Source organism: uncultured Nostoc sp. (assembly GCF_964245445.1).
GTDB lineage: Bacteria > Cyanobacteriota > Cyanobacteriia > Cyanobacteriales > Nostocaceae > Nostoc.
Genome location: NZ_CAXTNE010000089.1, coordinates 1 through 26,522 on the forward strand (window position 1 = coordinate 1; position 26,522 = coordinate 26,522).

Sequence of the window (26,522 nt, forward strand, 5' to 3'; positions counted from 1 at the left end):
TTGCCATTTCTTCAAGGATGAATTATCAAGGATTAGTTACTCTTTATTTTGCCTTGTAGGTTCATCTTTACTAAAAATGCTTACCGAATTTGACACCACTTTACCCAGTATTATCCAAGTCCAAAACTTGATTAAACAAACAACGCCAGTAGAGTTAAAGCTGCTGACTGGTGATGTGCTAACAGGAAAGGTTTTATGGCAAGATCCACAGTGTATCTCTATTGCGGATGAGAACAGTCAGCAAACCACTGTTTGGAAACAAGCGATCGCTTATATTAAACCCAAGAGTTAGTCAAAAATCGGCGTTTGAAACGCCCCTTCCCACGGTGCTGGCTAAAATTTACCAGATTAGGAAAACCTTGTAGTGGTAAAAATCATTTTTACTACCACTACAAAAAATCCTTAATGTTACAAACCCAAGAAGAGAAATTGAAGAATTTATTTACTCGTCAAAGTTGACTTTACAGACCACTAGTGATAGGTTTTTAGCCGAAGTTAGCAGAGAATAGCGATCGCTTGCTTTTGCATTTTAGATTTTTCTATTCCAAAAGTAATAAAAAAGGCATCAATCAAATAAGCATCTAATATAATTAAATTTTTATAAAGATTTAAGATGATTGTGCAGTTAGATAATCTTGATTCTTATTGCCAAAGATTTAGTGCTTGGCTAGCATCCGGCTATCAAGATGAGTCATGTTTACAGTGGGGGCAGGCATTGCAAGAGGTCTTAGACTGGGTACAGGGGAAAAGCTTAAGCATTTTGGACTATCAGTTTTTGGTAGCCAGCCAAGAACTAGAGCGTCGCCAACTTCAGCAAAAACTAGAAGCCGCTAATGAAGAATTGCAGCGATTAAGTACTATAGCTACTATCGATTTTTTAACTCAAGTAGCTAACCGCCGACGATTTGAAGAGTATCTTGATATTGAGTGGCGGCGCATGAGACGCTCACAACAGCCCCTCTCCCTCATCCTTGTTGATGTAGATTTCTTCAAATCCTACAACGATACCTATGGTCATCCAATGGGCGATCGCTGTCTTAGTAAAATTGCTAGAGTCATCAAAGATGTTGTTCAACGTCCTGCTGATTTAGTTGCCCGTTATGGTGGGGAAGAATTTGCTGTAATTTTGTCTAATACAGACATACTTGGTGCTGCTCACATTGCAGAAAAAATTTGCTTTGCTGTACGGAAACTGGCAATTCCCCATGAAAATTCACAAGTTAATTCTTATGTAACCGTGAGTGCTGGGTTAGCTACAGTAATTCCTACATTTAACTTTAACTTTCAAAAAATAATTGTGGCGGCGGATAAAGCATTGTATCAAGCAAAGGCAGCAGGACGCGATCGTGTGTGCTCTCAAGAGCAAACTGAAAATCTAGAAGTAAAGCGGATTGCAACTCTTGCAAAGGTGTTCCTCTCAGATAAGTTGTTCATTAGAGAGGAATTATGGCTGTCTATACAGAAATCCCAGCAGATTAAAAAGAAAAACCAACAGCTTATGAAGCAACTCCAAGAGGCTATGGAGAAAAACCAACAGATTAGGCAGAAAAACTCCGAAATTATGCATAAAATGCAATAAAATTTTTGGACAATTATTCATGTCAATATTTGCTAATTGGATTAGTTCATTTCTTATTAAATTACTCTTATTACAGCTGATAACTAATGATTAATGATAACTTCCATAAATTATCCATAGGGAGAAGCGCTTAAAGAGTTTCTGCCTCACTAGCTTTTACTACTGGGATAGAAAGGGGTACTTTAGTGCTGACTGCAAATAACTGTTCTAGTTGACTCAGACCTGTCAAGCCACCACATAACAATACTTGGTCGCCAACTCGCAAGTCCATGCCGCCATCAGGATAGCGGATAAACTTGCCATCGCGCCGGATTGCCTGTACCTGTACTCCAAATTGCTTGCCGATATCTAAATCTGCAAGGGTTTTACCAAGCGTTGGTGCATCTGCATTCACTGTAATCCACTGACAAGCACTATTTTCTCCGGGAACAACAGCTTGTCCTTTAGCTAATTCTGCCAAGGCTGCCAGTTCTTCATCTGCTCCCACAATCAGCAAGCGATCGCCTTCTTCCAATTTGGTTTGATTCTTAGGATAATCGATTTCATCGCCGTTAGCGCGGCGAATTGCCATCAAACTCGCTCCTGTTAAGTAGCGCATATCTGCTTCTTCTATGGTCATGCCAATTAAAGGCGAATCAGATGGTAGAGGATACCAGCGCTGATTTAGATCGCGAGTTGCTTGGCGCAAATCACGAGCAACTTCAGTAGCAGAACGCTCTGGGCGAAAATCTAAATAATGATCGTTGCGGATTTGCTGCATTTCTCGTTGGACGACAGCTGGCGACAACAAGCCTAAGCCAGTTAATAAATGAGTTGCCATTTCTAAGCTGGCTTCAAACTCAGGTTGCACAACTTCTTTGGCTCCCAATTGATACAGCACCTCAATATTTTTATCCTGGGTAGCACGGACAACTAAATCTAATTCTGGGCACAATTCCAAAGCGCGTTTCAAGCAAAGACGGCTACTCATGGGGTCAGGGAGTGCGATCGCCATTTTTTTAGCATGATTCACCCCGGCAGTTTCTAGAACATGTAAACTCACGCAATTGCCATAGACATAAGACACCCCAGCCTCACGCAACTTTTGAATTCTACTCTCTGATTGGTCAATTACTACCACAGGTAGGTCGTGTTGCAGCAACAACTTTACTAAATTTTTGCCGACTTGCCCATAGCCACAAACTACCACATGGTCTTTGAAGGGCAAATCTTCCGACACATCCCGCGCCTCTTGTTCTTCTAAATACGGTTTCAACCAGGGCATTGATTCGGCAAAGTTAAATAAAAATGGCACTAACCGCAAGACAAAGGGAGTAAGCATGAGAGTGACTGCGGTGGTTCCCAAAATTAATAAGTATATTTGTCGGGACACCAGCCCCAAAGTTTGCCCTTCGCTGGCGAGAACAAAGGAAAATTCTCCAATTTGCGCTAGTCCCAAACCGGCGATTATCGCTGTTTTCAAAGGGTAGCGAAACAGCTTGACTAGGGGGGTGATAATCAGAAATTTACCTACGAAAACTATTGCCACCAGCCCTAAAATTAATTCCAGGTTGTTCCACAAAAACACTGGGTCAATTAACATGCCAATGGCGGCAAAAAATAAACTGGCAAAGATATCTCGCAGTGGTTCGACATAAGTCAGGGTTTGATCGGCGTATTCCACCTCAGAAATCATCAAACCCGCGACAAATGCCCCCATCTCAATCGACAGCCCTAAATGCTCTGTCAACAGAGCAATGCCCAAGCATAGAGCTACAACTCCTAATAAAAATAGTTCTCGGCTTTCGGTACGGGCTAACAGTCGCAACAAAGGCGGTATCAGCCAAATCCCCGCAGCTATTGCACCCGCAGCGAATAAAGCAATCAAAGCTAGGGCTGTCAGCACGGCGATGCCAATGGTTTCTGCGGGTTGGTTCAGGGCTGGTAAGACTGCTAACATCAGTCCCAGTGCCAAGTCCTGTACTACCAAAATACCTAGCATCACTTGCCCGTGAGGCGTTTCTGTTTCGTTGCGTTCCATCAAGCATTTGAGGACAACTGCTGTGGAAGACAAGGATAGAATACACCCTAAAAACATCCCCTTAGCAGGTAAGGTTCCCCAGGCTCCGGTTAACCCGCATACTACAACTGTGACTAAAATTGTCAGAGCAATCTGGAGTCCACCTCCGCCAAGAGCGATCGCTTTTACCTTCTTAAGTTCCGCAAAGGAAAATTCCACACCCAAGGCGAATAGCAAAAAGGCGACACCGAACTGTGCCAGAGTCTCTACTTGAATAAGTTCTTTAATCAATCCGAGTCCGGCTGGGCCAACGATCATCCCGCCAATGAGATACCCTAGCAGTACGGGTTGTCGCAAAAGTGCCGCCAACAGTCCACCGCAGGCGGCAACGCCTAAAACTAAAACTAAATCAACAATTAACCTAAAATCTTCTTGCACCAGTTTTAAAAGAACTATTTAAGACCTATTAATTCAGCATACAAAGTTTTATGATCTCAAACAGCTTGTTTAGAGTCTATTCATAAAGGAAATCTTAAAAATACTGAATTAATTGCTAGGTCTGACTTTCAGCAAATAAGTGTTTTACTGGCTCAAATTCCTGAAACCCTTACTAGACATGTACTTTACTTAAGTTTACAAACTCGCTGTTAGTAAAGGTGCGACAAAATTTGCATATTGGGCATTGAAAAGAGGCAGACGGGAAAACTCTTCTCCCTACCCCCTTTGATCAACTCTTGTTAAATCAGTTGTTTATTAAATGTAATCTGCCCGAAAATCAGCTTTTTCTAACTCATAGCACTTAACCATAATAGATTCGTTAACCTCCTTAAAAAGGCAGGGCTGTTTCATTCGATCTCTTAAAAATTTTGTCAAGAGTATGAGGCAGAAATTTTAAAAATGCCATTAATATCTTGAGACAAGGGAGTTGCACTTAAAAGCATAGAAAAGTGATCGCAGTGTATTGATTGAGCATCTGCGATCGCTTCAAGGCGAACGCATCTAAAATACCTATACAACAATTAAGTACGGTTATCTTATAGGTTTACAGTAGTTTCATCCTTGCAATTTTGTGGTAGCTATGACATACTCTATTTCGTAAGTCCATTATTCCTATAGACTTACCGTAGTTTATAAATTGCTTCACAAATCTGCTGCAAGAAATTAATAATGCTTAAAGATGCACAAGGACTAGTAGTTACAACAGATTCAGCCAATGCGATCGCAGGAATTAACCATTTTATCGATCAGATGCTTGGTTATGGTAAAGATGCAGAAACAGTAGTTTTACAAGCAATTGCAGCAGATCCCACTTGTGCATTAGCTAATGCTTATGCGGCTGCTTATTATCTTACCCAAGAAAACCGCAAAGCTTGGCAGGTAGCTCTACCATATCTGCAAACTGCACAACAGTATTGCACCAAGATTACCGCCAGAGAACAGTTATATGTGCAAGCAATTTCAGCTTGGGCAAATCAAGAGATTGATGTAGCGATCGCTATTCATGAGGAAATTACCAATAGGTTTCCCCGTGATTTGATTTCTGTTCAGCAGGGACAGTATCATTATTTTTATACAGGCAATAAAGATAAATTACTAGAAATCGCCCAAAAAGTTTTACTAAGCAATCCTGAAAATCATTATTTATCCGGCATGGTGGCATTTGGTTTAGAACAGTGTCATCAACTCCAAGCAGCAGAAAAGATGGCACATCAAGCGATCGCCTTAAATAGATATGATCCTTGGGCGCATCATGCGATTGCTCATGTCATGGAAACTCAGGGAAGAGTCGATGAGGGGATAGCTTGGATGGAGAGTTTTGCAGACACCTGGGAAAACTGCAACTCTATGCTCTACACTCACAACTGGTGGCATATTGCACTATATTATTTGCAGTTAGAAAACTACCAGAAAGTTCTCAAACTCTATGATACGCATATTTGGGAACGTGCCAACAAACAATCTCCTAAAGACCAAGTAGGAGCAATTTCATTATTATTGCGCCTAGAATTGCGCGGTGTAAATGTCGAGAACCGTTGGCAAAGCATCAGTCCTTATCTTTACAGCCGGATTGATGAACACGCATTACCATTCCAGGATTTGCATTATGTCTATGCCCTTACCAAAGCCGGACATCATGATTGGGTGAACCAAATGCTTCAGAACATGCAGTATCACACTTTAAATATTAATCCCTTTCTGCAACGGAGTTGGATAGAAGTAGCAATTCCCGCAGCTAGAGGAATGGTAGCTCATGCCAAAGGCGATTTCCACGCGACTGTTGCAGAACTAAAACCTGTTTTACCACGCTTACATGAGATTGGAGGGAGTCATGCACAGCGAGTATTATTTGAGCAAGTTTATCAAGATGTGGTTTTGTCAGCACAAAAGCAGAGTTGGGATTATGCCATGTCTTAAAAACTGATGCCAAATAAAATTATCCTCCACACGCTCATTACTCATACCAGAGACTTCAAGCGCCTTAATAATATCGTGTCCGGTTAAAGACTTATCATTTAGACCGCAGGGGGCAGGGGGCAGGGAGCAGGGGGAAAGAGGCTTTTGCGCTTTTTGCACAGATGCGGGAATTATAACTAATTAGGCGGACATAATATAATTTGCTTACTGAAGATTGGGAGATAGATAATTGACAACCTCTCTCCTTCTCTTTGTGCGACGCACACTTTAACGACAGTTGCTAGAAGTTGGAGAACTTACCCTTGCAAGTGTCCTCCTCTGGGTAAACTTTTCTTTTATTTCTTACCTAGACAAGCTAACACAAGAGCGATCGCGATAAATCTGATTTAATATCTGATAGTCTTTTAATTCCACTACGGCAAAACGTCTGACTCCAAACTGTTCCATCACTGTTTGCAACTCTGCATCTGGTTGGAGTAGTGCTAACTGCATTTGCTGAATTAAAGATATACCTAGACGCTTTGCTACTACTAAAGGTGGCATCGGCGAAGGCCCCAACACTTCCACCACCCGCAAATGCTGTGATAATTCGGGAAAATCTTTCAATTCTTGTTCTAGCACTACACTATCAATCGATGCACAATCTGCCAATCCCTCAACTACCCAGCGAATTGAATGCTGATGCGAACCTGATTGTAGCGTTTTGCCAAAAAAACTTTCAGGATATTTTTCTTTAATTAATCTATGACAGAGTAAATTATAACCACTGTTTGAACCAAGGTCATTATAACAAAATGTTTTCCTTGCTAAATCTGCAAACTTTTTGATATTACTATTAGCATTGACAATTACATCTGCATAGTAAATAGGGCGGTTGCTATATCGTGATGATTGCATTACTGGCGCAACTAATGTCTGGAATTGATTTGAAACTATTTGACTATACCGAATTAGTGGTAATCCACAAATAAAAGCTAAGTCTATTTGGTCTTCAAATAACCGGGGATCATCTAAGGGGTCACATTCACCCGGCTGTAGTTGGAATTCTGCTTTTAAAACACGACCTAAATAAGCTGCGATCGCCTGATAAAATCTGAACCAATTGGGAGCCAGATAAGATGTAATTTGCAACTTTTTATAATATATAGCCATTTTTTTCTACAGCAGTTTCAGGCTAAAAAACTTGAGTCAGTTTTTTGCCAGCTTGACCATCGGATTACTTGATCAGCAGTAGTATTATTACTACTATTTATAACAGATTTATCGTTATACCTAAATTCATATTTTCACCATAAATTTGACTTTTTCGCCGCTCAAATTCTTTTTGAGCAGCGAAAACTTAGGCAAAGATAAAATTCTTTTGACTACCAAAAAGCAGCGCTAGGCAGCAACAGGAGTAGCAAATCTAGCATATCGCTCTATGTATAACTCCTTACTATTAGCGATCGCCACCACAGAATCACGTTGTTTTAAAGCCTTTTTCCATTGACGTAGACGAGTAAATTCCTCTGATAACGCCAAGCCTCGATAGTGCTTCAGTGCAGCCCAACGCTCAAACCAGGGGTAAAAGGTGAAATCAACTAGACTAACGGATTCGCCAAACCAGTAAGGGCCGTTTCCTGATAACTTCCCTAAAGCTTCATTCTCGATAAATTCCAGATGTTTGTATAGTTCTTGTTTAGCTGCTTCTTGCTGTTGGATATCAGAACTACGCAAGAGAGTAGAAAAAGCTGGAACGAATCGAGTATTAGCAAAATCAATCCAGATTCGAGCTTGTGCTTTAGCAATGGGACTGCTAGGTAAAAGCGGCGGATTTGGAAATACCTCGTTGAGATATTCATTAATTACTGCCGATTCCCAAACTCGGTGATTATTATGTGCGTAGGCGTAGCCCGTCGCAGACATCGCAGGCACTTTCCCATAAGGAGAAATATCTGTAAATCCCTCCGGTTTGTTCTGCAAATTAATTTCAATTAAGTCAAAGTCAATGCCTTTTTCTTGCAATACCAAACGCGAACGGTGAGCATAAGGGCAAACGACTGCACTATATATCTTGATTTTAGCCATGTTGATATTCCTGTATGAATAGGATTGGTTTATTAGCTTTGGAAATTAATTCAATCTAAAATCCAAAATCTCAAATTGAACTAAAGCCAAGGCACTTCTTCAGGTGCATAACGAAAGGCACGGAAGACTGAATTTTGTTCACCACCAGCTACTGCTGACTTCTCACCAAGATTCCGAACCGCAAAGTGAGGATTGACATATTCCCAAACAATCTCTCCTGTAACTGTCACCTCAAATATGCGGCCATAAGCACCTTCTGTAATTAAAGTGTTGCCATTCGCTAGACGCTGTGCGCCTGATATATACGAACTAAAAAAATTTTGAGGTGGATTGTCAGTGTACTCCCAAACTATCTCTTTAGTTTGACGGCTTACTTCAATTACACGAGAGAAATTTAGCGCAGTGTGACGACGATGTGCGCCATTATCAAAAATTAGGATATTGCCGTTAGCTAATTCGTTAGGAAAGTGCTGCTGTGCTAATACGTCATCTCCAAGTGTCCAGATAATCTCTCCTGTTTGGCGATCGATAATTACAACGGTAGAGATATTACGAAAGCTGACTATAATATTGCCGTCAGCGAGTTCGCCTACAGTATTGCCATGAGTCCATTCGTGTCGTTTATCTTGGGGAGTGATAGTAAAAATATCTGGATCTAAGTGTTCGTGGGCGTGCCAAGTCCAAACAATCTCACCCGCAGGAGTAACTTCATAAAGTACATCAGCATAGATATCACCGTCTGCTTCTGTTCCTGCTACACCGCCTTTGATACGGGGAATCAAAGACTGAGGTATCTTTTCAATAGCTAATAAAATCGTGTTACCGTTGCGTAGTCTGCGCCCGTCGTGATGATGATCTGGATGTTTGTACTCCCAAATAATATTTCCTTTGGGATCTGCTTCTAAGACAACGCCACCTTTAAAGGCAGCCCACAAAGGAAAATGTGGCGGAATATCTTCTAGCGTCTTAGCATTATAAAAAAGGTTGCCATTAGGTAAAAGATAAGCATATAAACCGGGTGAATATGGCAGATTCCATTGATGTACTACTTCTCCTTCTAGATTCAGAAGATATACTTCTCCGTTACCTGTAAGTGGTGTAAAAAGTGTATAACCTTTGAATACCTTGTCAGGATTATAAGCTCTTAAACCAGTACCACGGCGACGAATAGTATTTTGGTCAACTGATGCTGTTGCGATCGTCATAAATTTAAGGGTACTAGAGACTATTTTCAAACCCAAATTTGTATTGTTTTGTTGGGTTGCGCTAGCTTAACCCAACCTACTTTTCTGCACCAAAAACTCAATACTTTTAATTTTTAATTGTTAAGGTGCTGGGTTCGGATATTGAGTATGAACTGAATCCAATTCAGCCAAGATATCTTTATCAAGAACTACATTGATGCTTTCTATATTCTCTTTAAGTTGTTCTAGTGTGGTAGCACCAATAATCGTACTGGCGACAAACCAACGACTCCGCACAAATGCGATCGCTAATTGTGCAGGACTTAGTTGATGGCGTTTGGCAATTTCTATATAAGCTGCTACTGCTTTGCTAACATTTGGTTTTAAATATCGTTGACCAAAATTTTCAAATAAAGTAACTCTTGCTTTCTCTGGTTTACCATTGAGGTATTTACCAGTTAAATAGCCAAATCCCAAAGGGCTGTAAGCTAGTAAAGGAACGTTTTCGTAATAAACTGCTTCTGCAAGAGCGCCATCAAAAACTCGATTGAGTAAATTGTAAGCATTTTGAATAGAAACAACTTTAGGTAATCCTAATTGTTTAGCTGCATGGCTAAATTGTGCAATGCCCCAAGGAGTTTCATTACTTAAGCCGATATATCGAATTTTACCTGCATTTATGACATCGGCAAAAACTTCTAGTTGTTCAGTGATGGGAACTGTTTCCCCGACTTGATTAGGGTCGAAAACTGTTTGTCCAAAACGTGGTACATGACGGTCTGGCCAATGGATTTGATATAAATCAATATAGTCTGTCTGCAATCTTTTTAGACTATCATCTACAGCTTGTTTGATATTATCCCGATCAACGGCTTTAGCTCCATCACGTAGCCATTTAAAGCCGCGCCCAGGCCCGGCAATTTTAGTAGCGACTATTAGTTGATCTCGCTGCTGATGTTTTAACCATTCTCCAATATAAGTTTCGGTTAATCCATAGGTTTCAGCACTGACTGGTACTGGATACATCTCAGCAGCATCAATGAAGTTAATCCCCTGTTTAATGGCATAATCTAGCTGCTGATGGGCTTCTTCAATAGTATTTTGCTGCCCATAAGTCATTGTGCCAAGGCAAATTTCGGAAACTTTAAGGTCACTATTACCTAGTTGATTGTATCGCATATTTTTGGATTATTTTTTAAAATTTAACAATATTTTTACGCAATTGCTATTAGGCAATAAATTACTCCTTGTTCAGTAGATTATTGCTGTTTGCAGAAATAATTGAGAATTATTTAAATAATACTACGTTATCCCTACCGAATTACCGGAATAATAAATAAGTTTACAAATTTCTACTCAGAATCGTTTGTCTAAATATTTTACTAGGGTTAGCGATCGCCATACCTAACATCAACATTATAGTTATCGATATAATTTTTTGTGTAGCCTAGTGATTAGTCTAAACACGACAATAAAAATAGAGTATGACAATCTTACAAGTTGTAAACAAAGAGTTTTCAAAAGTTCCCGTCATTGATATTAGTACATTGGTTTCTCAAACTAGCAACTATTCTGATGTAATTGCAGACCAAATTAGACAAGCTCTCCATGATTACGGTTTCTTCTATATCGTCGGACATGGAGTTGATGAACAACTACAAGAGCAACTAGAACATCTCAGTCAACAATTCTTCGCGCAGGATATAGAAACTAAACTGAAGATTCCTATGGCTCTTGGTGGTAGAGCATGGCGAGGATATTTCCCCGTAGGTAACGAGTTGACATCAGGTAGACCTGACTTAAAAGAAGGTATTTACTTCGGTGCAGAACTAGCAGAAGACCATCCATTTGTAAAAGCTGGTGTACCAATGCACGGTCGAAATCTTTTTCCATCCAATATTCCCCAATTTAGGGAAACAGTGCTGGATTATATAGACTCAATGACCAAACTTGGACATACCCTAATGGCTGGTATTGCTCTAAGTTTGGGGTTAGAAAAATCCTATTTTGCTGAACGTTATACAAAAGATCCATTAATATTATTTCGGATTTTCAATTACCCTGCCAATCCATCATTATCTAAATCTGAATGGGGCGTTGGTGAACATACAGATTATGGAGTATTAACTATACTCAAACAAGATAATGTTGGTGGATTACAAGTCAAATCAAAGTCTGGTTGGATAGATGCACCTCCTATTCCTGGTTCATTCGTATGCAACATTGGGGATATGCTCGATCGCATGACACGAGGACTGTATCGTTCAACACCCCACCGCGTTCAGAATTTATCAACAAGTAATCGCCTGTCATTTCCATTCTTCTTTGATCCCAATTTCAACGTTGAAGTCAAACCCATTGAACTGAGCGACATAGTAGTGAATGATGATAAAAGCGATCGCTGGGATAAAGCCAGTGTCCACGAATTTCGCGGGACTTATGGCGATTATCTTTTGAATAAAGTCTCTAAAGTATTTCCAGAACTACAACAAAAAGTGCTTTAGAGAGGAAAATTTACCAATGTTGGAAAAATTAATGAAATTTCGATGTTACAGACAACGAAAAACTAAGGTTTCACTTTAGAGTGAGAGCAAAGCTGTCATCTTCGAGAATGCGACCTCGATTCAGACACCCAAATTAACTTTGATAAGGACGCGGCAGTTGGCGCAGTTTATGAGCCGTATCCAATTCACTATTATTTTTTCTGCCATATCCCCAACCTAAGAGGCGACGATATTCACCCATGATGCCACTTTCAATTAAATCATCCTCCTTGACTTCAATATCAGTATGAGATTGCGGCGCAACATAGAGCGCATCCACAGGACAATAGGCCTCACACATGAAACATGTTTGACAGTCTTCCTTGCGGGCGATCACAGGTGGTTGGTTAGGTACGGAGTCAAAAACATTGGTAGGACACACTTGGACGCACAAATTGCAATTAATACAGAGTTTATGGCTGACAAGCTCGATCATGATTCTGCTCCTACTACAACTTTGATACAGAGGGTGTGGTTTGAGTGGTAATTACTGGTGGTGTAGCAATTGCATCCGTAATCCAATCACGTCTCACCCAAAGCTTATCTAAGCCACCTGTTGCTTGGTAATAACGCTGATTTGGATCGGTTTCAGGATAGTCCACACGAATATGTTCGCTGCGCGTTTCCGTGCGATGTAATGCGCTAAAATATGCCCATCGTGCTACAGCCGTAAGAGCAGCCGCTCGGCGGGAAAATTCCACATCGCGCACTGTATCTTGTTTCGGGTTCCCTTGTACTTGCTGCCACAGCGTTTCTAATTTGGCAAGAGAATCCAAAAGTCCCTGCTCAGAACGCAAGTAATTCTTCTCCAAGGGGAACATCTGGGCTTGTACACCATGCACAATCGCCTCACTATCGAATGTTTCAGAAGTGGGTGAGGACGATGGGCTACCCCCCGTCTTAGGCGATGGCGTTCCGCCCACCGTAGGCGATCGCAATCCCACTTTACCAGCAGGACGCGCAACCCGTTCATTTGCATGAGCGCCCAGACTCTTAGCAAAGTCCGCTGCCCCAACTCCAGCCCATTGCCCTGTGGAGATTGCCCAGGCAGCATTGGGGCCACCACCCCCAGAAGCTAAACCGGCTAAAAACTCCCGCGATGCTGCATCACCGGCAGCGTAAAGGCCAGGAACTTTTGTAGCGCAATTATCATTCACAATCCGAATCCCACCTGTACCACGGACTGTACCCTCTAAAACAAGTGTCACAGGCACTCGTTCTGTATAGGGGTCAATGCCAGCTTTTGTATAGGGTAGAAAAGCAATGAAATGAGACTTTTCAATCACTGCTTTAACTTCCGGTGTGGCTCGATCCAAACGAGCATAAACGGGGCCTTTCAGGAGGGCATTAGCAAGGAATAATGGATCGCGACGACCATTAATATAACCACCTAGATCATTGCCTGCTTCATCCGTATAACTAGCCCAGCCAAAGGGAACACCCCTGGTTACAGTCGCATTGAAAGCCGTCGAAATGGCATAGTGATTAGAAGCTTCCATACTAGAAAGTTCCCCACCAGCTTCCACTGCCATCAGCAATCCATCACCTGTATTGGTATTGCAACCTAATGCTTTACTCAAGAATGCACAACCGCCATTCGCTAAGACTACTGCACCAGCACGAACGGTATAAGTACGATGATGCTGCCTTTGCACACCTCTTGCACCAGCTACTGAGCCGTCGTCAGCCAATAAAAGCTCTAGAGCAGGACTTTGATCGAAAATCTGCACACCAACACGCAAAAGGTTTTTGCGAAGTACCCGCATATATTCAGGGCCATAATAACTCTGACGCACAGATTCCCCATCTTCTTTAGGGAAACGATAGCCCCAACTTTCCACTAGGGGCAAACTCAGCCAAGTTTTTTCGATAACACGCTCGATCCAACGTGAGTTAGCGAGGTTTTTTCCTACGCGATAACGCTCCGATAAAACTTTGTCCCAATTCTCTGGAGAAGGGGCCATGATGCCGTTACCACTAGCAGCAGCAGCACCACTCGTACCCAGAAAACCTTTATCAACAATGATGACTTTGACTCCTTGGGATGCGGCTGCCCAGGCTGCCCATGCTGCCGCAGGGCCACCACCAATTACCAGTACATCAGCAGTTAATTGTAATTCATTTTCATTATGGACTGTTAGCAATTCCTTTTCCTCAATAAAGTCTCCAAAGTACAGCAGAATTCAGGAGTCAGAATTCAGAAGCGCTCCGACTTTTCGCTGCGTCTGTGCATAAAGCAAATTCATTCATACATTCAGCAACGCATACAACAAAATTAATAAACAGAAGTCAACAATTTATCGATCGCAGCCCGAAACGCCGTTGCTGCACCAGCACTCATATCACGAGGGGCGCAGATGCGATTTCTCAAATATGCGAAAGTAATAGCCCCCACAGCAGCGAATAGGGGATCAACACTACTATTTTTACCACCAGTCCGACCACCCGGTAAAGTTACACCATTGCCATGAATCAGATAATCAGCCAGTTGTCGCAGGTGAAAATCAACAGCGTCCTTAACTGTGGTAATATCACCATCTGCGGCTAAACTTTGGACTCCAGAATTTTTGATAATATCTGCGATCGCAACTTCCCGATTATCGCTCAATCTCTCAGCTGCTTCGGCTCGATATTGAATTTTCTCACTATCTGCCACATCCAGAGGTAAAGGATTTCCAATCGGTTCAACACCCCATCTGCGACGCATAAGTAAATTGTTGGTGATATTATCCGACTTTACCCTATGATAAGCAGGACGCTGATTAAGTGCGTCAAACCAAGCATTAATTCGAGGAAAGCGAGGATTTCCTTTGAGGTGATATCCCCGATATACAGGTAAATTAGCCGCCAATCTATCTAGATGGGGGCTATATACAATGTCAACTAAGCTAAACCTACTTACAAAGTAAGGACCGGGATATTTAGCCAAAGCTTGCTCAAGTTCATCTAACTTCGCCTCAAATGCTGCTTGTAATGCCAACTCATCAGCATCTACAGGTGTTTCTCTCACGATTTTGTAAGCAATCTCTCTAAAACCGTTAGTCTCAGCTTCTTCAACCAACTGCCTAGCAACAGCGTTTTCCTCTGGATTTTCCGGCAATAATGCTGGATGTGGAAACCTTTCTTCTAAAGCTAAGAGAATATCTTTAGATTCATATACTAAATTACCCTCAATTTTGGCTGCTGGGACAAGGGTTGTGGGAACTAGGTCAGTGTACCATTTGGGTTTATTACTTAAATCAATAAACTCCGTTGCAAAGGGAATTTCCTTTTCTTCCAGAGCAAACCAAACTCGTTCGCAGAAAGGACACCAGGAATTAGTATCTCGATAAAGCAAGACTGGCGGTTCTGTATTTGGAGGAAGTTTATCTAAACTGCTGGGTATTGGTGCAGTAGAAGGAGATTGGCCTGTCCTCTTTACCCTACGCGCAGAGGTATTTTTTCTAGCAGTTTCTAAAACTTCTTCCCAAGTTGACACTGTGTTTTGAATAGACATTTTTTACCTCGCTTTACTAGGAATGCCGGAAAACACAAATAACTGTTGCTCTTTAGGTGCAGCCAAGTTTTCACCCCTGTATCGATGAAGACCTACACCCATATCTCCCGTGGCGGTAAGCTTAAAGTTCACTTCCTCAAATCCAGATGCACTTAAAATTTTCCGCACATTGTCAGAGTAGGTAATACCGTTAGAGTGTCCACGAGTCCAAATGACAAAAGCACCTGGTTTACTCAGAAAACTCAGGTTATCTAGTAAGCGATTGAGTTCAGCTTCCTGTGCCAGATTGCCAAAGACACCACACACAATCACGATATCTGCTGGTACTGCTCCTACATAGTTAGTGGCAAGAGTTGCATCACCATTGATAAATTCAATTTGCTTGGCTAAACCCAAAGACTCTATAGTTGCTCGTCCACGCTCAACTAAATTTGAATTTATTTCAACCAGTCGTGCAGAAATATCCTTCGCACGGGGGTTATTTTTTAAAGTTCCTAGTAAATCTCGCCCATCACCCGCACAAACACTCACTATTCGGATAGCGCCATCTGGTGAGGCATTCAAGCTATAAGCAATATATTCCTGCACGATTTCTAGACGCTGCTGCAATTTTGGCTCAGTGTTGTAGAGGTCGTGCCATTCATACCAATCTTTTGGCATAATGCGTGATTCCCGTTTGATGCACACTGTATGTTCGCAAACTACGGTTAGTATATCAAATAAATGTAGTTTAAGGATGAAGGCAGAGTATCACAAACATTTATATAAAATCAAGCCTTATTCCGTATAACTACTCTTGATGTAGTGATTATACAGATTGCTTACGTATAATAAATAGTGAAATGTAAGTAGCTCAAAAGGTATCGGTGAGAGTAATGTAAGAAATAATTTAACTTAAGTGATGAACCATGCCAAATACTACATAATATATTGCTGAAAGACAGGTTGAATACTGGACAAGTCGGCAAATAGAGGAATTTATTCTAAATGCTGGTCACGAAATTCGTGTTTATCCCATTGATCAACGAGTTGAATGATATTTACCCGCCGATTTTCTGTACAATATGGGAAGTTCCGTGAAGATGTTTGGCATTCAGTACAAAGCTTTATATCACAATGGTGTTGATTATTGGAAACTTGACCAACGTCAGCATACAACTCTTACTAATTTTCCGTGGATTTATTATGGTCTTTCAGACCTCAAAAAAGCTTCGGACTTTAGGAATAGCTTGCACTACCTAAGAGTATACGAAAATGACAAACCTATTCCAGATAAGTTTCCGGCTAACAACAATATCTATTACACCCGATGGGCAGTGTTTTATGAGAGTCTACTTAGTTGCAAACAAGGAATAGTTGTATCTACAAGACAAGAGTTGATCAGTCGGCTTTCACCCTACACAACACAGGTTATTCGCCAAGAATCGCTCAACAATATAGTTGATGTGTTCGCATTTAACATTGAATCTAAAAAGACCGTTAAATTTTCATCTCAATTAAGCTCTAATCTTGACTTTGAGTAAAATACAACGACGGTTACACAAGCAGTTATAATTCCATAAATCGTAAAGTCAAGCCGTCTGATAGAATTGAGTAATTCAAATGTACCGAACTTGATTTTCCATCTCATCTGCTGTCACTTATTTAAAATCTCCAGTAATCGTTGTGCTATTTCTTGAGGTGGACGACGAACAGCATAAATCACTCCATAGTGCATTTGTTCGCTATCAAAATAAGCTTGTATGAGTTCTTCAAAATCGGTACGGTTGTGTGTAACTAGCGTTCTTCCTTGGCTGACAGCATAAGCCATTTGTTCCTCATCGCTTGCATGAAGATTGTCCTGCATCTCTTACGGTTAAAGCATCAAAGCCTCTAGCTTTTAGCAAATACGCTACCAAAACGTTGACATCCTCATCTAAGTACAAGCGAATGAACAAGTTACTCATAAATCTCGCACTAACGGATCAATCAATTCATCAGGGATGCGGTTACGTTCAATATAAGCATTAATTTCATTTTGATGATCGCTATAATAACTCTACGCATCAAACACTTGTGCCAGGGTTAGATGAGGCAAACCTTGGGGAATTTCTTCAGGATATACACCCATACGCCAAGTTTCAACGATCGCCCTAACAGATGTACGAGTTTCCTTGATAATTGGCTCACCACCTAGAATATGTTCGTCTTTGACAACGTAAAGATGTTCTGTTGCTTGAACCATAGATATGAATATCTTGAGAACTTTCCTAGATGATAATTGTACCGATTCTGTTGAGAAGTCACAAACTACTGTTAATTTATCAATTAAATGTATTTAAATGTATTTAATGCCTCAAATTAGGGTATTATAAGAATTTATAATAAATTAAGTCTGATTTTTTTAGCTGGGTTAGAAAAGCCTTTAGTTCCAGTAAAGAGACAGCGTAACTATTGATTCTAGCTAAGACCACCATGAACCCTAGTTTTTTAACTGCCCATACTCCAACCACGATCGCTATTGTTGGCGGAGGTTTTAGTGGTTCTCTAGTTGCTACCCACCTATTGAAAACTGCCAGTCAACCCCTCACCATTAAGCTGATTGAGCGTAGCGATCAAATTGGCAAGGGAATCGCCTACAGCACAGATACCAACTGTCATTTGCTGAATGTATCGGCAGGCAACATGAGTGCATTTGCCCACGATCCAGGGCATTTGTTACGTTGGCTTCAGCACAACCGCGATGAGTTAACAGTATTTTTTTCAGAAGAAGTAAATGCCAGTACCTTCATACCTCGTAAAGTCTATGGTTTATACATTCAATCGGTTTTAGCAGAAGCAGAAGCCACAGCGCCTAGTGATGTGCGACTAGAACGCTTCACCGATGAAGTGGTAGGGGTACAGCCTGAAGAAAAAGGCGCAATGATTTCTCTGCGTAGTGGTCGCTGTTTTGCCGCAGACAGAGTTGTGTTGGCATTGGGGAACTCACCTTCTGCACCCCCCGCCATTCAAAACCCAAATAGTAATGATGAAAGTTATCTGCGGAATGCTTGGTCAGCCGATGCCCTAGCAGACCTTGATGCTGATGCACCTGTGTTGCTCATTGGTACGGGACTGACGATGGTGGATATGATTTTATCTCTGAGCGATCGCCAACATCGCGGTAAAATTTATGCTGTATCCCGACGAGGATTATTTCCCCTAAAACATCAAGCGGCTCAACCTTATCCCTGCTTCTTAACGCCAGAAAATTCACCAAAAAGTGTAGGCGGTTGGTTACATCGGCTACGTGCTGAGGTGGAAATTGCTGCTACCCAAGGCTACGACTGGCGAGCAGTAATTGATTCTCTGCGTCCCATGATTCAGAAAATCTGGCAAAAACTACCGACCGAGGAACAGCAACGTTTTTTGCGTCATCTGACACCCTATTGGGATGTGCATCGTCACCGCATTGCCCCACAAGTAGCAAATGTTGTCACTGAAATGCTAGATTCTGGTCAACTCACCATTTCTGCCGGCCGGATTCGGGAATATCAAGCTTTGCCGGACGGTGTAGCAGTGACCATACACCGGCGCAAAACCCAGACTAATCATATCTTGCACGTCCACCGGGTAGTTAATTGTACAGGGGTGGCAGCAGATTATCGCCGATCGCCTCATCCTTTGATTACTGATTTGCGATCGCAGAAATTAATTCGCCCCAATGCCATCGGTTTAGGACTAGATACAGATACCCACGGTGCTTTATATGCAGCAGACGGTAACGTTTCGACGCTGTTTTATACCTTGGGAACTCCCCGCAAGGGCGATTTGTGGGAAACTATTGCTGTTCCAGAATTACGGGGACAGGCGCAAGAATTATCCAAGGCATTGTTGCAGTCGCTACCAGTGCGTGTGCGTCCTATTCCGACGATGCCTTTGTTAAGCGAGCGCAGTGCAGAGATACCGCAGTCAACTTTCCTATTCCGGCAATTTTTTGACCCTGCAACTAGTAGTTATACTTACTTAATTGGCGATCGGCAGACAGGAGATGCTGTTCTAGTTGATCCTGTATTAGAGCAAGTTGACCGCGATTTGGAATCATTGGATGAATTGGGATTAAAGCTACGCTACTGTCTAGAAACTCACCTCCATGCCGATCACATTACAGGGGCAGGCAAACTCAGGCAACAAACAGGCTGTGAGGTGATTGTTCCCCAGAATACTGCTGTGACAAAAGCCGATCGCTCCCTTGTCGGTAGCGAAATTCTAGAGGTGGGATCGGTAATCATTGAAACAATTTTTACACCAGGACACACCGCCAGTCATATAGCATATTTGGTGAACAAAAGCCATCTGTTAACTGGTGATGCCTTATTTATTCGTGGTTGTGGACGCACAGATTTTCAGGGAGGCGATGCTGGAACTCTATACGATGTAGTGACACAACGCTTATTCACCTTGCCAGATGATACTTTGGTATATCCTGCCCATGACTATAAAGGACGCACAGTTTCCACCATTGGCGAAGAAAAGCGGCTTAATCCCAGATTTAGCGATCGCAGCCGTAGTCAATTCATTACAATCATGAATAATCTCAAATTAAGTTATCCCCAGAAGATGAATGCAGCAGTACCTGCGAATGAATACTGTGGCGATTTTATCCCGAAAGAAAGCTTAGACTCAGCTACGAGTTCGGCAACAGATGAAGAACAGAAACAAATAGAACTCACAGTCATGACTAATACAGAAATCTACAATGATTACTTTGCTATGTATATCTAGTACACTACGGCGTAAATAGAGTAACCATCTAAAATCCCTACAGAGTTTATTCCATAATACTTTTGACTTTTGACTTTCGCCTTGCGCTACTAGTGGTTTGCCAACCCTAAAATGACGAGTGAAGGTGGGGAGTAGGGAAAGAGTTTTTTCTGTTTCTCACATTTACTTCTTTTTAGCAAAGTTGATTAGTAAGTGGTACGACAAGAGCTACGTGAACATCATAGACATCGCTCCCAAATAATACCATTTCACGAAAAATATGATACAGATGTAACCCTTGAAAGCTTTGCTGCATCTAAGTTTTTTAATTGCGTTAGCGCAGCGTAAAGCCTTCTCTTCGAGAGGCAACGCCTTCGGCATAGCAACTCTTAGAGACGCTACCGCGTAGCTTGCTTCTCCGTAGGAGTACGCTTAGAGCAAGTCCGCGAGCGTCATTGCTGTCGTTGTACTGAGCTTGTCCTGAGCGTAGTCGAAGTATTGCGAATTGTGAATTGGTATAACATCCCATAAAAGCGGATTTAGCCTTTATTTGACTGTGTAATTAAGCCCAACTCTGCGTAAATTGGATGCACTATTTTTCTTATTTGGGGCAGTTGTCTACTAAAAAAATATGCTCCTAAAATGCAACAAGCACCGCCAAATAACAAAGCGTTGGTAACACCAAAGTAACCTGCCAATGCTCCAAAAAATAAATTACCAAAAGGTAGTATTCCTAAGAAACCAGTTGTAAATATACTAGTTACTCTACCTCTTTTATCTTCATCAAGAAGAATTGATTGCATAAAATTATTAATTGAGGCCAAAGTTAGACTATTATTCATACCGATGATAAACATGAATACTAGACAAATATATAAATTGTTCGAGCGAGAAAAAACTATTAAACCTAAACCTAATACTGCGGCAGAGATTGCTATAATCCTTCCCAGTCCTATTACATTTTTTCTAGAGATGAGATAAATACCTGAAACTATTGAACCAAGAGCCGAAGCTGTCATCAAAAAGCCCATAGTTTCAGCGTTACCCTTTAGTACTTCTTGAGAAAAAATAGGTATCAAATTGACATGAGTCATTCCCATAAAGCAAATAACAATTTGTAATATCAATAAATATTTAATTGGCAAAAATTTGTATGCATAAACAAAACCTTCTTTGAGGTTTTCCCAAATTTGCGGCTTTTGAGTCAAGAAATTATTAATAACTGGGTTGACTTTGATAGTTAAGATTGCAGATAAAAATGGTAAATAGCTGATACTATCTACTAAAAAGCAGGAAGCTGCACCAGACTTAGCAATCATTAAACCCCCAATCATCGGGCTAACAAACTTCGCTGTATTAATCAAGAATGAATGGCAAGCCATCGCACTATAAGTATCTGATTTCTTATCCAACAGTCTGGGAATAATTACCTGGCGTGCTGGTAAATCGAAAGCTTTTACCGTTCCCTGAAGCGTGCCAATAGCAATAATCCATGCAACATTAATATTATCACTAAGAGTTAGAAAGGTTAGGGAAGAAGATAGCAAAATGGATACTAACTGAGTAGTTATTAGAACATATCGTAAGTTCCAGCGATCTAGCAATACTCCTACCAATGGTGTAATAATTAAGCCTGTAGCTTGATTTGTAAATCCAGCTACACCTACTAAGACAGCCGAATTAGTTAGTTGATAAACTAGCCATACTAAAGCAATTTGAGTCATCCAAGACCCAAAAAAAGATAAACTCTCTCCGATAACAAAACAGGAAAAGTTTACAGATTTAAGCGCAGCAGGAAGTTCAAAATAAACAAACTTTGGTTTGTGATTTTGGAACTTTTCTCTATTACTTGGTATCATGAGTTTTTCCTTATTTAAAGTTTTCATCCTTCGTTCGTTGTTAGGACTTACGCACAAGAGATCCCCCAACCTCTAAAAAAGGGCTTTTGAATTTCCCCTTTTTTTAAGGGGGATAGATGTTTCAAGTTGTTAGTGCGTAAGTCCTGCTTGTGTTCGCGTTGGGTGCGCTTTGCCTTCATTCTGCTCATAGTGCTTCTTGCTTTAATCAATTACCCTTAGATAAGATAATTTGCATGGACGAGGGCATTAGTAGAGACATTGCATTTCAACATCTCTACTAATTTTTTGATGAAGTTTTAGCAGACTTGTATATCACCAGCCCGGAAAGAGTATTAGTAAAGCTTAATGTTCGCAAGCCAGAAAGTTTGTATGCTTAGTATTAAAACAAAAAAACACTAGGCATTATCACTAAACTATGTATCATACCATGTTTGGTCAAATACCCACAATTATTGCAAATCAACCTCAAACCCTTGCTGCTTGGCGGTAGGGGTTTGAGGTGGTTGATGCTCAATTAAACACAGGTGACATCATAGCCAAGCTCGGTCATATTGAACAGGCCAGAGTTTATCGTGTCCCAGCTGTTTGGCTGCCAGATGCGGCCAGTAAGGATTGCGGAGTAGTTCACGTCCCAATAGCACTATATCAGCTACTTCTGTGCGAATAATCTCGTCAGCTTGTTCAGGGGATGTAATTAAGCCCACGGCTCCTGTATGAATATTAGCTTCACGGCGGATGCGTTCGGCAAACTGAGTCTGATAACCAGGTTTAATTGGTATATTAACGCCTGGTACAATACCACCCGATGAACTGTCAATGAGATCAACTCCTAGAGACTTGAGTTTGTCGCTTAAAGCGATACTTTGTTCAATGTCCCAGCCATTATCTACCCAATCGGTGGCGGAAATGCGTACCCAAAGTGGATGTGTCTGTGGCCAAACCTCTCGGACTGCTTGAACAACTTCTCTAAGCAGACGAGTCCGATTTTCAAAACTGCCACCATAATCATCTTGACGGTGGTTAGAAAGGGGTGAGAGAAACTGGTGCAGTAGATAACCGTGGGCAGCATGGATTTCCACTACCTTGAAACCAGCTTGCAGAGAACGTTTGGCAGCTTGGGCAAAGGCATCAATAACTTCTTGAATTCCCTCAAGAGTGAGGGCTTCTGGAATTGGGCTATCTTTTCCAAAAGCGATCGCACTACTCGAAACTAAGGGACGCCAACCTTCCTGAGATTCATCCAGCACTTTCCCTCCTTTACTCGGTTTGGCAGTACTGGCCTTTCTACCCGCATGAGCAAGTTGAATACCTGCAACAGCGCCAAAATTATGGATCAATGCCACAGTTTTTGCCAAAGTTTCTATGTGTGCATCTGACCAAATTCCCAAATCTTGCGGGCTAATGCGCCCACGCGCTTCTACAGCTGCTGCTTCTGTTAGCACTATCCCTGCACCGCCAACTGCGCGAGAAGCTAAATGAATAACGTGCCAATCATTAGCATATCCATTTGTACTGGAATATTGACACATCGGGGAAACAGCGATGCGGTTGCGAAAGGTAACTTCACGAATTTTGAATGCTTCAAACAGGTGTGCCATTGTTATTGATTCCTTCTCTTGCTAGGTAAGACTCTCAGCATTTGGGTATCAATAGGATGAACTTTATACCCTAGCTGGGCAAGCCAACAAGCATAGATACCTGAGCCGCCACCAACATCGAAAATCACTGCGGGAGAAGGAGGCAAGTAGCGGCTAAGAAGCTCTTGGGTGCGAACTAGTTCAATCGGATTTGTACGCTTTGATAAGCGTTCAGCTTCCAAACCACGCTCATAATGAGCTAATACCTTATCTAAAAGCGGGTTTTGGAAATTAGACTTGTCTGACATGAAATTTCCTCTTTTTAAGATTTAATCTATGAAAACCTTTGTAACTAAATAGCAAACAGTTTTCCTCTCGGACAAAGTGCAGATTCAATAGAAGCACGCCTTGCTAAACTCCATATTGTGGCTTGATTTGCTGTAACTACAGGAATCTTTAAATCTGCTTCTAATTCCTCAATCACCTCAAATGTTCTCCATGCCGTACAGGGCAACACAATAGCATCTGCACCTTTGTGAGATACCTCTTTGATAAAAGTTGCAGCTTCATTGGGTAACTGATGCCAAAGGTAATTCTTTTTTGCTACTTCTGTTGAGCGTTCATCACCTTTAAACCCCACTATTTCAAAAGGCGCTTCACTCAAAAACGTTTTTAGCGTTTGGTTATTCCATTCTGGATAAGGGGTGACTACAGAAATTTTCTTAATCTCTAGATATGCCAACGCTTCTAATAGAGCCAGAGCAGGGACAACAACAGGTACTCCTAACACCTGCGTCAAACGTTGCTCTAGTTGTTCGGCAAAAACTCGCCCTCGGTAAAATGTTGCTGTTGTGAAGCCGTATGCTCCAAAATGTACTCCGGCTCTAGCTAATTTTTCTACTTCCTTAATAGCTTCTTCATTGATGTCATCCATTGATTCATAACTCTCAGATGCGTGTGAGCCTTGAGCAATCACACGATGGCTATGAATACTGACTTGACTGGAAAAAACAGAGTTAAAGTCAGGCTCAAACGTCGTGTTACCTGCGGGTACTAGCAAGCCAAGACGGATCTGCCTATTATAGTCAGCTTTCGAGTACATATAATACCTCTTTTTGACAAGCCTGATTATGTCTAGATATTTAGTTACACTAATAATTAGGTATATATATTTTCAGGAAGACTGTATAATATAGAAACTACGCTAAATCGACCGATAAACTGTAATATATCATCTAACTGACATAGATACCTGCCAGTCAATTATTTAACTGCACTAATCAACACATCTCGCTTTCGTCTTATTGCTTTAGTTGGAGTTGTGCAATCTCAAATAGTCTCTATCCACGATGATTACAAGGAAAAGATTTCATGAGCAACATACAACTGTACTTCGCCAAAGCCTCTACTTTCTCTCAACGGACTCGTGTAGTCTTACTGGAAAAAGGTATTGACTTCACCCCGATAGAAATTGACTTACAGAACAAACCAGATGGGTACACTCAGATTTCCCACTATGGCAAAGTCCCAGCTATCAAACATGGGGATGTTGAAATTTACGAGTCCGCTATTATCAATGAATATCTAGATGAAGTCTTCCCAAAGCCACCTTTGTTACCTGGCGATCCCGCAAATAAAGCGATCGCTCGCATCTGGATAGACTACGCCAATACTCGCCTTGTCCCAGCTTTTAACAAATTGCTGCGCGGTAAAGATAGCCAAGAACAGGAACAAGGACGAAGAGAGTTCACAGAAGCACTTCTATATATTGAACAAGAAGGATTAGGCAAAGGTGATTACTTGTTAGGAGATCAGTTTAGCCTTGTTGATATCAGCTTCTATCCTTGGTTTGAACGTTTACCACTCTTAGAACACTTCCGCAAATTCACACTACCAGCAGAAACACCTCGTTTGCAGACATGGTGGAACAGCTTAAGCGATCGCTCCTCAATTCAAGCAGTAGCAAACCCTGTGGACTTCTATTTGCAAAGATTCGCCAAAATTCTCGGTGAACCTGTTCCCGTTGGTGCAGTTCAAAAATAGGGCATAGGGATTGACAGAAATTAACCAAAATCCAAAATGAGATAACCTATGAGCTTAAACAACCAAGTTTTAGACAGACCGATTTACCAGGATCTGCCATACGTAGAGGCTAACCTCAGTTACCTGATCCCAATGGCAGAAAAACCTGTTAACTATACTTATGAACCACCGCCAGGGATTCCCCGCACGAATGCAACTTATCAAACGCACAAACTGCCAATTTACAATGCTCGTTCTATCTCAGAGAACATCTCGTTAGATCGAGAAGGTTTCGCATTTACTGGACATAATACTAATGTCCGCAACTTTTACGATGAAGACGAAGTACGCCGCGTCTACTATCCAGAAGCCGAGCAATTGTTAAAAGAAGTAACAGGTGCAACGAAGGTAGTAATATTCGATCACACCTTGCGTAATGCCAGTCAGTCAAAGCCAGGTGAGAATAATATTAAAGAACCTGCTTTGCGCGTACACAACGACTTCACCGCCAAATCCGGCTATACTCGCGCCCATTTGGAACTAGCAGCGCGAGGCATAGATGACATTGATGCGCTACTAAAACAACGATTTGCCATCATCAATGTTTGGCGAGCGATCGCAACACCAATTCAAGAGTCACCATTAGCAGTGTGTGACGCGCAAAGTATCGCACCCACAGACATTGTGGCTGGTGATTTAGTGTACCGCGATCGCGTTGGTGAAACATACGGAATCACGTATAACTCCAAACATAAATGGTTCTACTTCCCACAAATGCACAGAGACGAAGCACTATTTATTAAATGCTTCGACTCCGCAGAAGACGGACGCGCCCGCTTTGCCGGCCATACAGCCTTTGAAGACCCCACCAGCCCAGCCAACGCTCCCCCACGAGAAAGCATCGAACTACGAACATTCGTCTTTTACCCTGCATAGATCGCAAAAACTTCTCTCAAACTCCTACCCTCTGCGTGAAACAAATTAATTAATCCTTGGAGACACAAATATTAGACTTGTCGCTAAATAAGATTTAAAAAATGATGAAATGGACTTCTCAAC

Annotated in this window: 23 protein-coding genes; 8 read left to right on the forward strand and 15 right to left on the reverse strand. The window is 41.5% G+C overall.

What is annotated here, in order from left to right:
• The first annotated feature begins 76 nt into the window (after nucleotides 1–76).
• Together ACFE90_RS16515 and ACFE90_RS16520 are read left to right on the forward strand one after the other, a co-directional pair.
• Nucleotides 77–292 carry an RNA chaperone Hfq gene (locus ACFE90_RS16515; protein WP_190730667.1) on the forward strand — a complete coding sequence of 72 codons (216 nt, stop codon included), beginning with the start codon at nucleotides 77–79 and terminating at the stop codon, nucleotides 290–292.
• A 321-nt stretch (nucleotides 293–613) separates the two neighbouring features.
• Nucleotides 614–1,579: a diguanylate cyclase gene (locus ACFE90_RS16520; RefSeq protein ID WP_375502313.1), complete on the forward strand. Its 966-nt coding sequence runs from the start codon at nucleotides 614–616 to the stop codon at nucleotides 1,577–1,579.
• Between the two features lie 130 nt (nucleotides 1,580–1,709).
• Here ACFE90_RS16520 and ACFE90_RS16525 read toward each other — a convergent pair whose 3' ends face one another.
• A complete protein-coding gene (locus tag ACFE90_RS16525) occupies nucleotides 1,710–4,016 on the reverse strand; it encodes a cation:proton antiporter (RefSeq protein WP_375502315.1) in 2,307 nt (768 codons plus the stop codon).
• Between the two features lie 729 nt (nucleotides 4,017–4,745).
• On the opposite strand from ACFE90_RS16525, the gene ACFE90_RS16530 reads away from it, so the two are divergent.
• Nucleotides 4,746–5,993, forward strand: a complete 1,248-nt coding sequence (locus ACFE90_RS16530; RefSeq protein WP_375502317.1) for a tetratricopeptide repeat protein — start codon at nucleotides 4,746–4,748, stop codon at nucleotides 5,991–5,993.
• 342 nt (nucleotides 5,994–6,335) lie between these two features.
• Here the strand turns inward: ACFE90_RS16530 and ACFE90_RS16535 are convergent, their stop codons facing one another.
• The 4 genes from ACFE90_RS16535 to ACFE90_RS16550 form a co-directional block, all read right to left on the reverse strand.
• Nucleotides 6,336–7,145 (reverse strand): phosphate/phosphite/phosphonate ABC transporter substrate-binding protein, encoded by an 810-nt coding sequence (locus tag ACFE90_RS16535; RefSeq protein WP_375502319.1) that lies wholly within the window; start codon nucleotides 7,143–7,145, stop codon nucleotides 6,336–6,338.
• Between the two features lie 228 nt (nucleotides 7,146–7,373).
• Nucleotides 7,374–8,060 carry a glutathione S-transferase family protein gene (locus ACFE90_RS16540; protein ID WP_375502321.1) on the reverse strand — a complete coding sequence of 229 codons (687 nt, stop codon included), beginning with the start codon at nucleotides 8,058–8,060 and terminating at the stop codon, nucleotides 7,374–7,376.
• An 80-nt stretch (nucleotides 8,061–8,140) separates the two neighbouring features.
• Nucleotides 8,141–9,295 carry an aryl-sulfate sulfotransferase gene (locus tag ACFE90_RS16545; RefSeq protein WP_375502323.1) on the reverse strand — a complete coding sequence of 385 codons (1,155 nt, stop codon included), beginning with the start codon at nucleotides 9,293–9,295 and terminating at the stop codon, nucleotides 8,141–8,143.
• A gap of 90 nt (nucleotides 9,296–9,385) precedes the next feature.
• Nucleotides 9,386–10,423 (reverse strand): NADP(H)-dependent aldo-keto reductase, encoded by a 1,038-nt coding sequence (locus tag ACFE90_RS16550; protein ID WP_375502325.1) that lies wholly within the window; start codon nucleotides 10,421–10,423, stop codon nucleotides 9,386–9,388.
• Nucleotides 10,424–10,728: 305 nt separating this feature from the next.
• Here ACFE90_RS16550 and ACFE90_RS16555 point away from each other — a divergent pair, with 305 nt between their 5' ends.
• Nucleotides 10,729–11,748, forward strand: a complete 1,020-nt coding sequence (locus tag ACFE90_RS16555) for an isopenicillin N synthase family dioxygenase (RefSeq protein ID WP_375502327.1) — start codon at nucleotides 10,729–10,731, stop codon at nucleotides 11,746–11,748.
• 133 nt (nucleotides 11,749–11,881) lie between these two features.
• Here the strand turns inward: ACFE90_RS16555 and ACFE90_RS16560 are convergent, their stop codons facing one another.
• From ACFE90_RS16560 to ACFE90_RS16575, 4 genes are all read right to left on the reverse strand, one after another.
• The gene (locus ACFE90_RS16560) at nucleotides 11,882–12,223 is read right to left on the reverse strand and encodes a 4Fe-4S binding protein (RefSeq protein ID WP_375502329.1); all 342 of its coding nucleotides are present in this window, start codon (nucleotides 12,221–12,223) and stop codon (nucleotides 11,882–11,884) included.
• A 13-nt stretch (nucleotides 12,224–12,236) separates the two neighbouring features.
• Nucleotides 12,237–13,931 (reverse strand): FAD-dependent oxidoreductase, encoded by a 1,695-nt coding sequence (locus ACFE90_RS16565; RefSeq protein WP_375502331.1) that lies wholly within the window; start codon nucleotides 13,929–13,931, stop codon nucleotides 12,237–12,239.
• 131 nt (nucleotides 13,932–14,062) lie between these two features.
• Nucleotides 14,063–15,283: a glutathione S-transferase family protein gene (locus ACFE90_RS16570; RefSeq protein WP_375502333.1), complete on the reverse strand. Its 1,221-nt coding sequence runs from the start codon at nucleotides 15,281–15,283 to the stop codon at nucleotides 14,063–14,065.
• Nucleotides 15,284–15,286: 3 nt separating this feature from the next.
• The gene (locus tag ACFE90_RS16575) at nucleotides 15,287–15,943 is read right to left on the reverse strand and encodes a class I SAM-dependent methyltransferase family protein (RefSeq protein ID WP_375502335.1); all 657 of its coding nucleotides are present in this window, start codon (nucleotides 15,941–15,943) and stop codon (nucleotides 15,287–15,289) included.
• Between the two features lie 422 nt (nucleotides 15,944–16,365).
• Between ACFE90_RS16575 and ACFE90_RS16580 the strand changes: the two genes are divergently transcribed.
• Nucleotides 16,366–16,806, forward strand: a complete 441-nt coding sequence (locus ACFE90_RS16580) for a hypothetical protein (protein WP_375502337.1) — start codon at nucleotides 16,366–16,368, stop codon at nucleotides 16,804–16,806.
• A 113-nt stretch (nucleotides 16,807–16,919) separates the two neighbouring features.
• Here ACFE90_RS16580 and ACFE90_RS16585 read toward each other — a convergent pair whose 3' ends face one another.
• Nucleotides 16,920–17,129 (reverse strand): DUF5615 family PIN-like protein, encoded by a 210-nt coding sequence (locus tag ACFE90_RS16585; RefSeq protein WP_375502339.1) that lies wholly within the window; start codon nucleotides 17,127–17,129, stop codon nucleotides 16,920–16,922.
• Between the two features lie 192 nt (nucleotides 17,130–17,321).
• On the reverse strand, nucleotides 17,322–17,507 hold the full coding sequence (locus ACFE90_RS16590; RefSeq protein WP_375502341.1) for a DUF433 domain-containing protein: 186 nt from the start codon (nucleotides 17,505–17,507) through the stop codon (nucleotides 17,322–17,324).
• A 230-nt stretch (nucleotides 17,508–17,737) separates the two neighbouring features.
• Between ACFE90_RS16590 and ACFE90_RS16595 the strand changes: the two genes are divergently transcribed.
• Entirely contained in the window at nucleotides 17,738–20,026 is a 2,289-nt protein-coding gene (locus ACFE90_RS16595; protein ID WP_375502343.1) for an FAD/NAD(P)-binding protein, read from the forward strand.
• Between the two features lie 518 nt (nucleotides 20,027–20,544).
• On the opposite strand, the gene ACFE90_RS16600 is transcribed toward ACFE90_RS16595, so the two are convergent.
• The 4 genes from ACFE90_RS16600 to ACFE90_RS16615 form a co-directional block, all read right to left on the reverse strand.
• A complete protein-coding gene (locus ACFE90_RS16600; protein WP_375502345.1) occupies nucleotides 20,545–21,891 on the reverse strand; it encodes an MFS transporter in 1,347 nt (448 codons plus the stop codon).
• Nucleotides 21,892–22,394: 503 nt separating this feature from the next.
• Nucleotides 22,395–23,462 carry an NADPH dehydrogenase NamA gene (gene namA / locus ACFE90_RS16605; RefSeq protein WP_375502347.1) on the reverse strand — a complete coding sequence of 356 codons (1,068 nt, stop codon included), beginning with the start codon at nucleotides 23,460–23,462 and terminating at the stop codon, nucleotides 22,395–22,397.
• A gap of 2 nt (nucleotides 23,463–23,464) precedes the next feature.
• Nucleotides 23,465–23,749: a hypothetical protein gene (locus ACFE90_RS16610; RefSeq protein WP_375502349.1), complete on the reverse strand. Its 285-nt coding sequence runs from the start codon at nucleotides 23,747–23,749 to the stop codon at nucleotides 23,465–23,467.
• Between the two features lie 44 nt (nucleotides 23,750–23,793).
• Nucleotides 23,794–24,543 carry an aspartate/glutamate racemase family protein gene (locus ACFE90_RS16615; RefSeq protein WP_375502351.1) on the reverse strand — a complete coding sequence of 250 codons (750 nt, stop codon included), beginning with the start codon at nucleotides 24,541–24,543 and terminating at the stop codon, nucleotides 23,794–23,796.
• Between the two features lie 269 nt (nucleotides 24,544–24,812).
• On the opposite strand from ACFE90_RS16615, the gene ACFE90_RS16620 reads away from it, so the two are divergent.
• Both ACFE90_RS16620 and ACFE90_RS16625 read left to right on the forward strand, forming a co-directional pair.
• A complete protein-coding gene (locus ACFE90_RS16620) occupies nucleotides 24,813–25,484 on the forward strand; it encodes a glutathione S-transferase family protein (RefSeq protein ID WP_375502353.1) in 672 nt (223 codons plus the stop codon).
• 48 nt (nucleotides 25,485–25,532) lie between these two features.
• Complete coding sequence (locus tag ACFE90_RS16625; protein WP_375502355.1) at nucleotides 25,533–26,399, forward strand: CmcJ/NvfI family oxidoreductase; 867 nt, start codon at nucleotides 25,533–25,535, stop codon at nucleotides 26,397–26,399.
• Nucleotides 26,400–26,522 lie beyond the last annotated feature (123 nt).

Excerpts from the sequence above, each read along its gene's own strand:
- ACFE90_RS16515 (WP_190730667.1), top strand. The coding sequence starts at position 77 with ATGCTTACCGAATTTGACACCACTTTACCCAGTATTATCCAAGTCCAA.
- ACFE90_RS16520 (WP_375502313.1), top strand. The coding sequence starts at position 614 with ATGATTGTGCAGTTAGATAATCTTGATTCTTATTGCCAAAGATTTAGT.
- ACFE90_RS16530 (WP_375502317.1), top strand. The coding sequence starts at position 4,746 with ATGCTTAAAGATGCACAAGGACTAGTAGTTACAACAGATTCAGCCAAT.
- ACFE90_RS16535 (WP_375502319.1), bottom strand. The coding sequence starts at position 7,145 with ATGGCTATATATTATAAAAAGTTGCAAATTACATCTTATCTGGCTCCC.
- ACFE90_RS16540 (WP_375502321.1), bottom strand. The coding sequence starts at position 8,060 with ATGGCTAAAATCAAGATATATAGTGCAGTCGTTTGCCCTTATGCTCAC.
- ACFE90_RS16550 (WP_375502325.1), bottom strand. The coding sequence starts at position 10,423 with ATGCGATACAATCAACTAGGTAATAGTGACCTTAAAGTTTCCGAAATT.
- ACFE90_RS16555 (WP_375502327.1), top strand. The coding sequence starts at position 10,729 with ATGACAATCTTACAAGTTGTAAACAAAGAGTTTTCAAAAGTTCCCGTC.
- ACFE90_RS16560 (WP_375502329.1), bottom strand. The coding sequence starts at position 12,223 with ATGATCGAGCTTGTCAGCCATAAACTCTGTATTAATTGCAATTTGTGC.
- ACFE90_RS16570 (WP_375502333.1), bottom strand. The coding sequence starts at position 15,283 with ATGTCTATTCAAAACACAGTGTCAACTTGGGAAGAAGTTTTAGAAACT.
- ACFE90_RS16575 (WP_375502335.1), bottom strand. The coding sequence starts at position 15,943 with ATGCCAAAAGATTGGTATGAATGGCACGACCTCTACAACACTGAGCCA.
- ACFE90_RS16580 (WP_375502337.1), top strand. The coding sequence starts at position 16,366 with ATGTTTGGCATTCAGTACAAAGCTTTATATCACAATGGTGTTGATTAT.
- ACFE90_RS16585 (WP_375502339.1), bottom strand. The coding sequence starts at position 17,129 with ATGCAGGACAATCTTCATGCAAGCGATGAGGAACAAATGGCTTATGCT.
- ACFE90_RS16590 (WP_375502341.1), bottom strand. The coding sequence starts at position 17,507 with ATGGTTCAAGCAACAGAACATCTTTACGTTGTCAAAGACGAACATATT.
- ACFE90_RS16595 (WP_375502343.1), top strand. The coding sequence starts at position 17,738 with ATGAACCCTAGTTTTTTAACTGCCCATACTCCAACCACGATCGCTATT.
- ACFE90_RS16600 (WP_375502345.1), bottom strand. The coding sequence starts at position 21,891 with ATGAAAACTTTAAATAAGGAAAAACTCATGATACCAAGTAATAGAGAA.
- namA (WP_375502347.1), bottom strand. The coding sequence starts at position 23,462 with ATGGCACACCTGTTTGAAGCATTCAAAATTCGTGAAGTTACCTTTCGC.
- ACFE90_RS16610 (WP_375502349.1), bottom strand. The coding sequence starts at position 23,749 with ATGTCAGACAAGTCTAATTTCCAAAACCCGCTTTTAGATAAGGTATTA.
- ACFE90_RS16615 (WP_375502351.1), bottom strand. The coding sequence starts at position 24,543 with ATGTACTCGAAAGCTGACTATAATAGGCAGATCCGTCTTGGCTTGCTA.
- ACFE90_RS16620 (WP_375502353.1), top strand. The coding sequence starts at position 24,813 with ATGAGCAACATACAACTGTACTTCGCCAAAGCCTCTACTTTCTCTCAA.
- ACFE90_RS16625 (WP_375502355.1), top strand. The coding sequence starts at position 25,533 with ATGAGCTTAAACAACCAAGTTTTAGACAGACCGATTTACCAGGATCTG.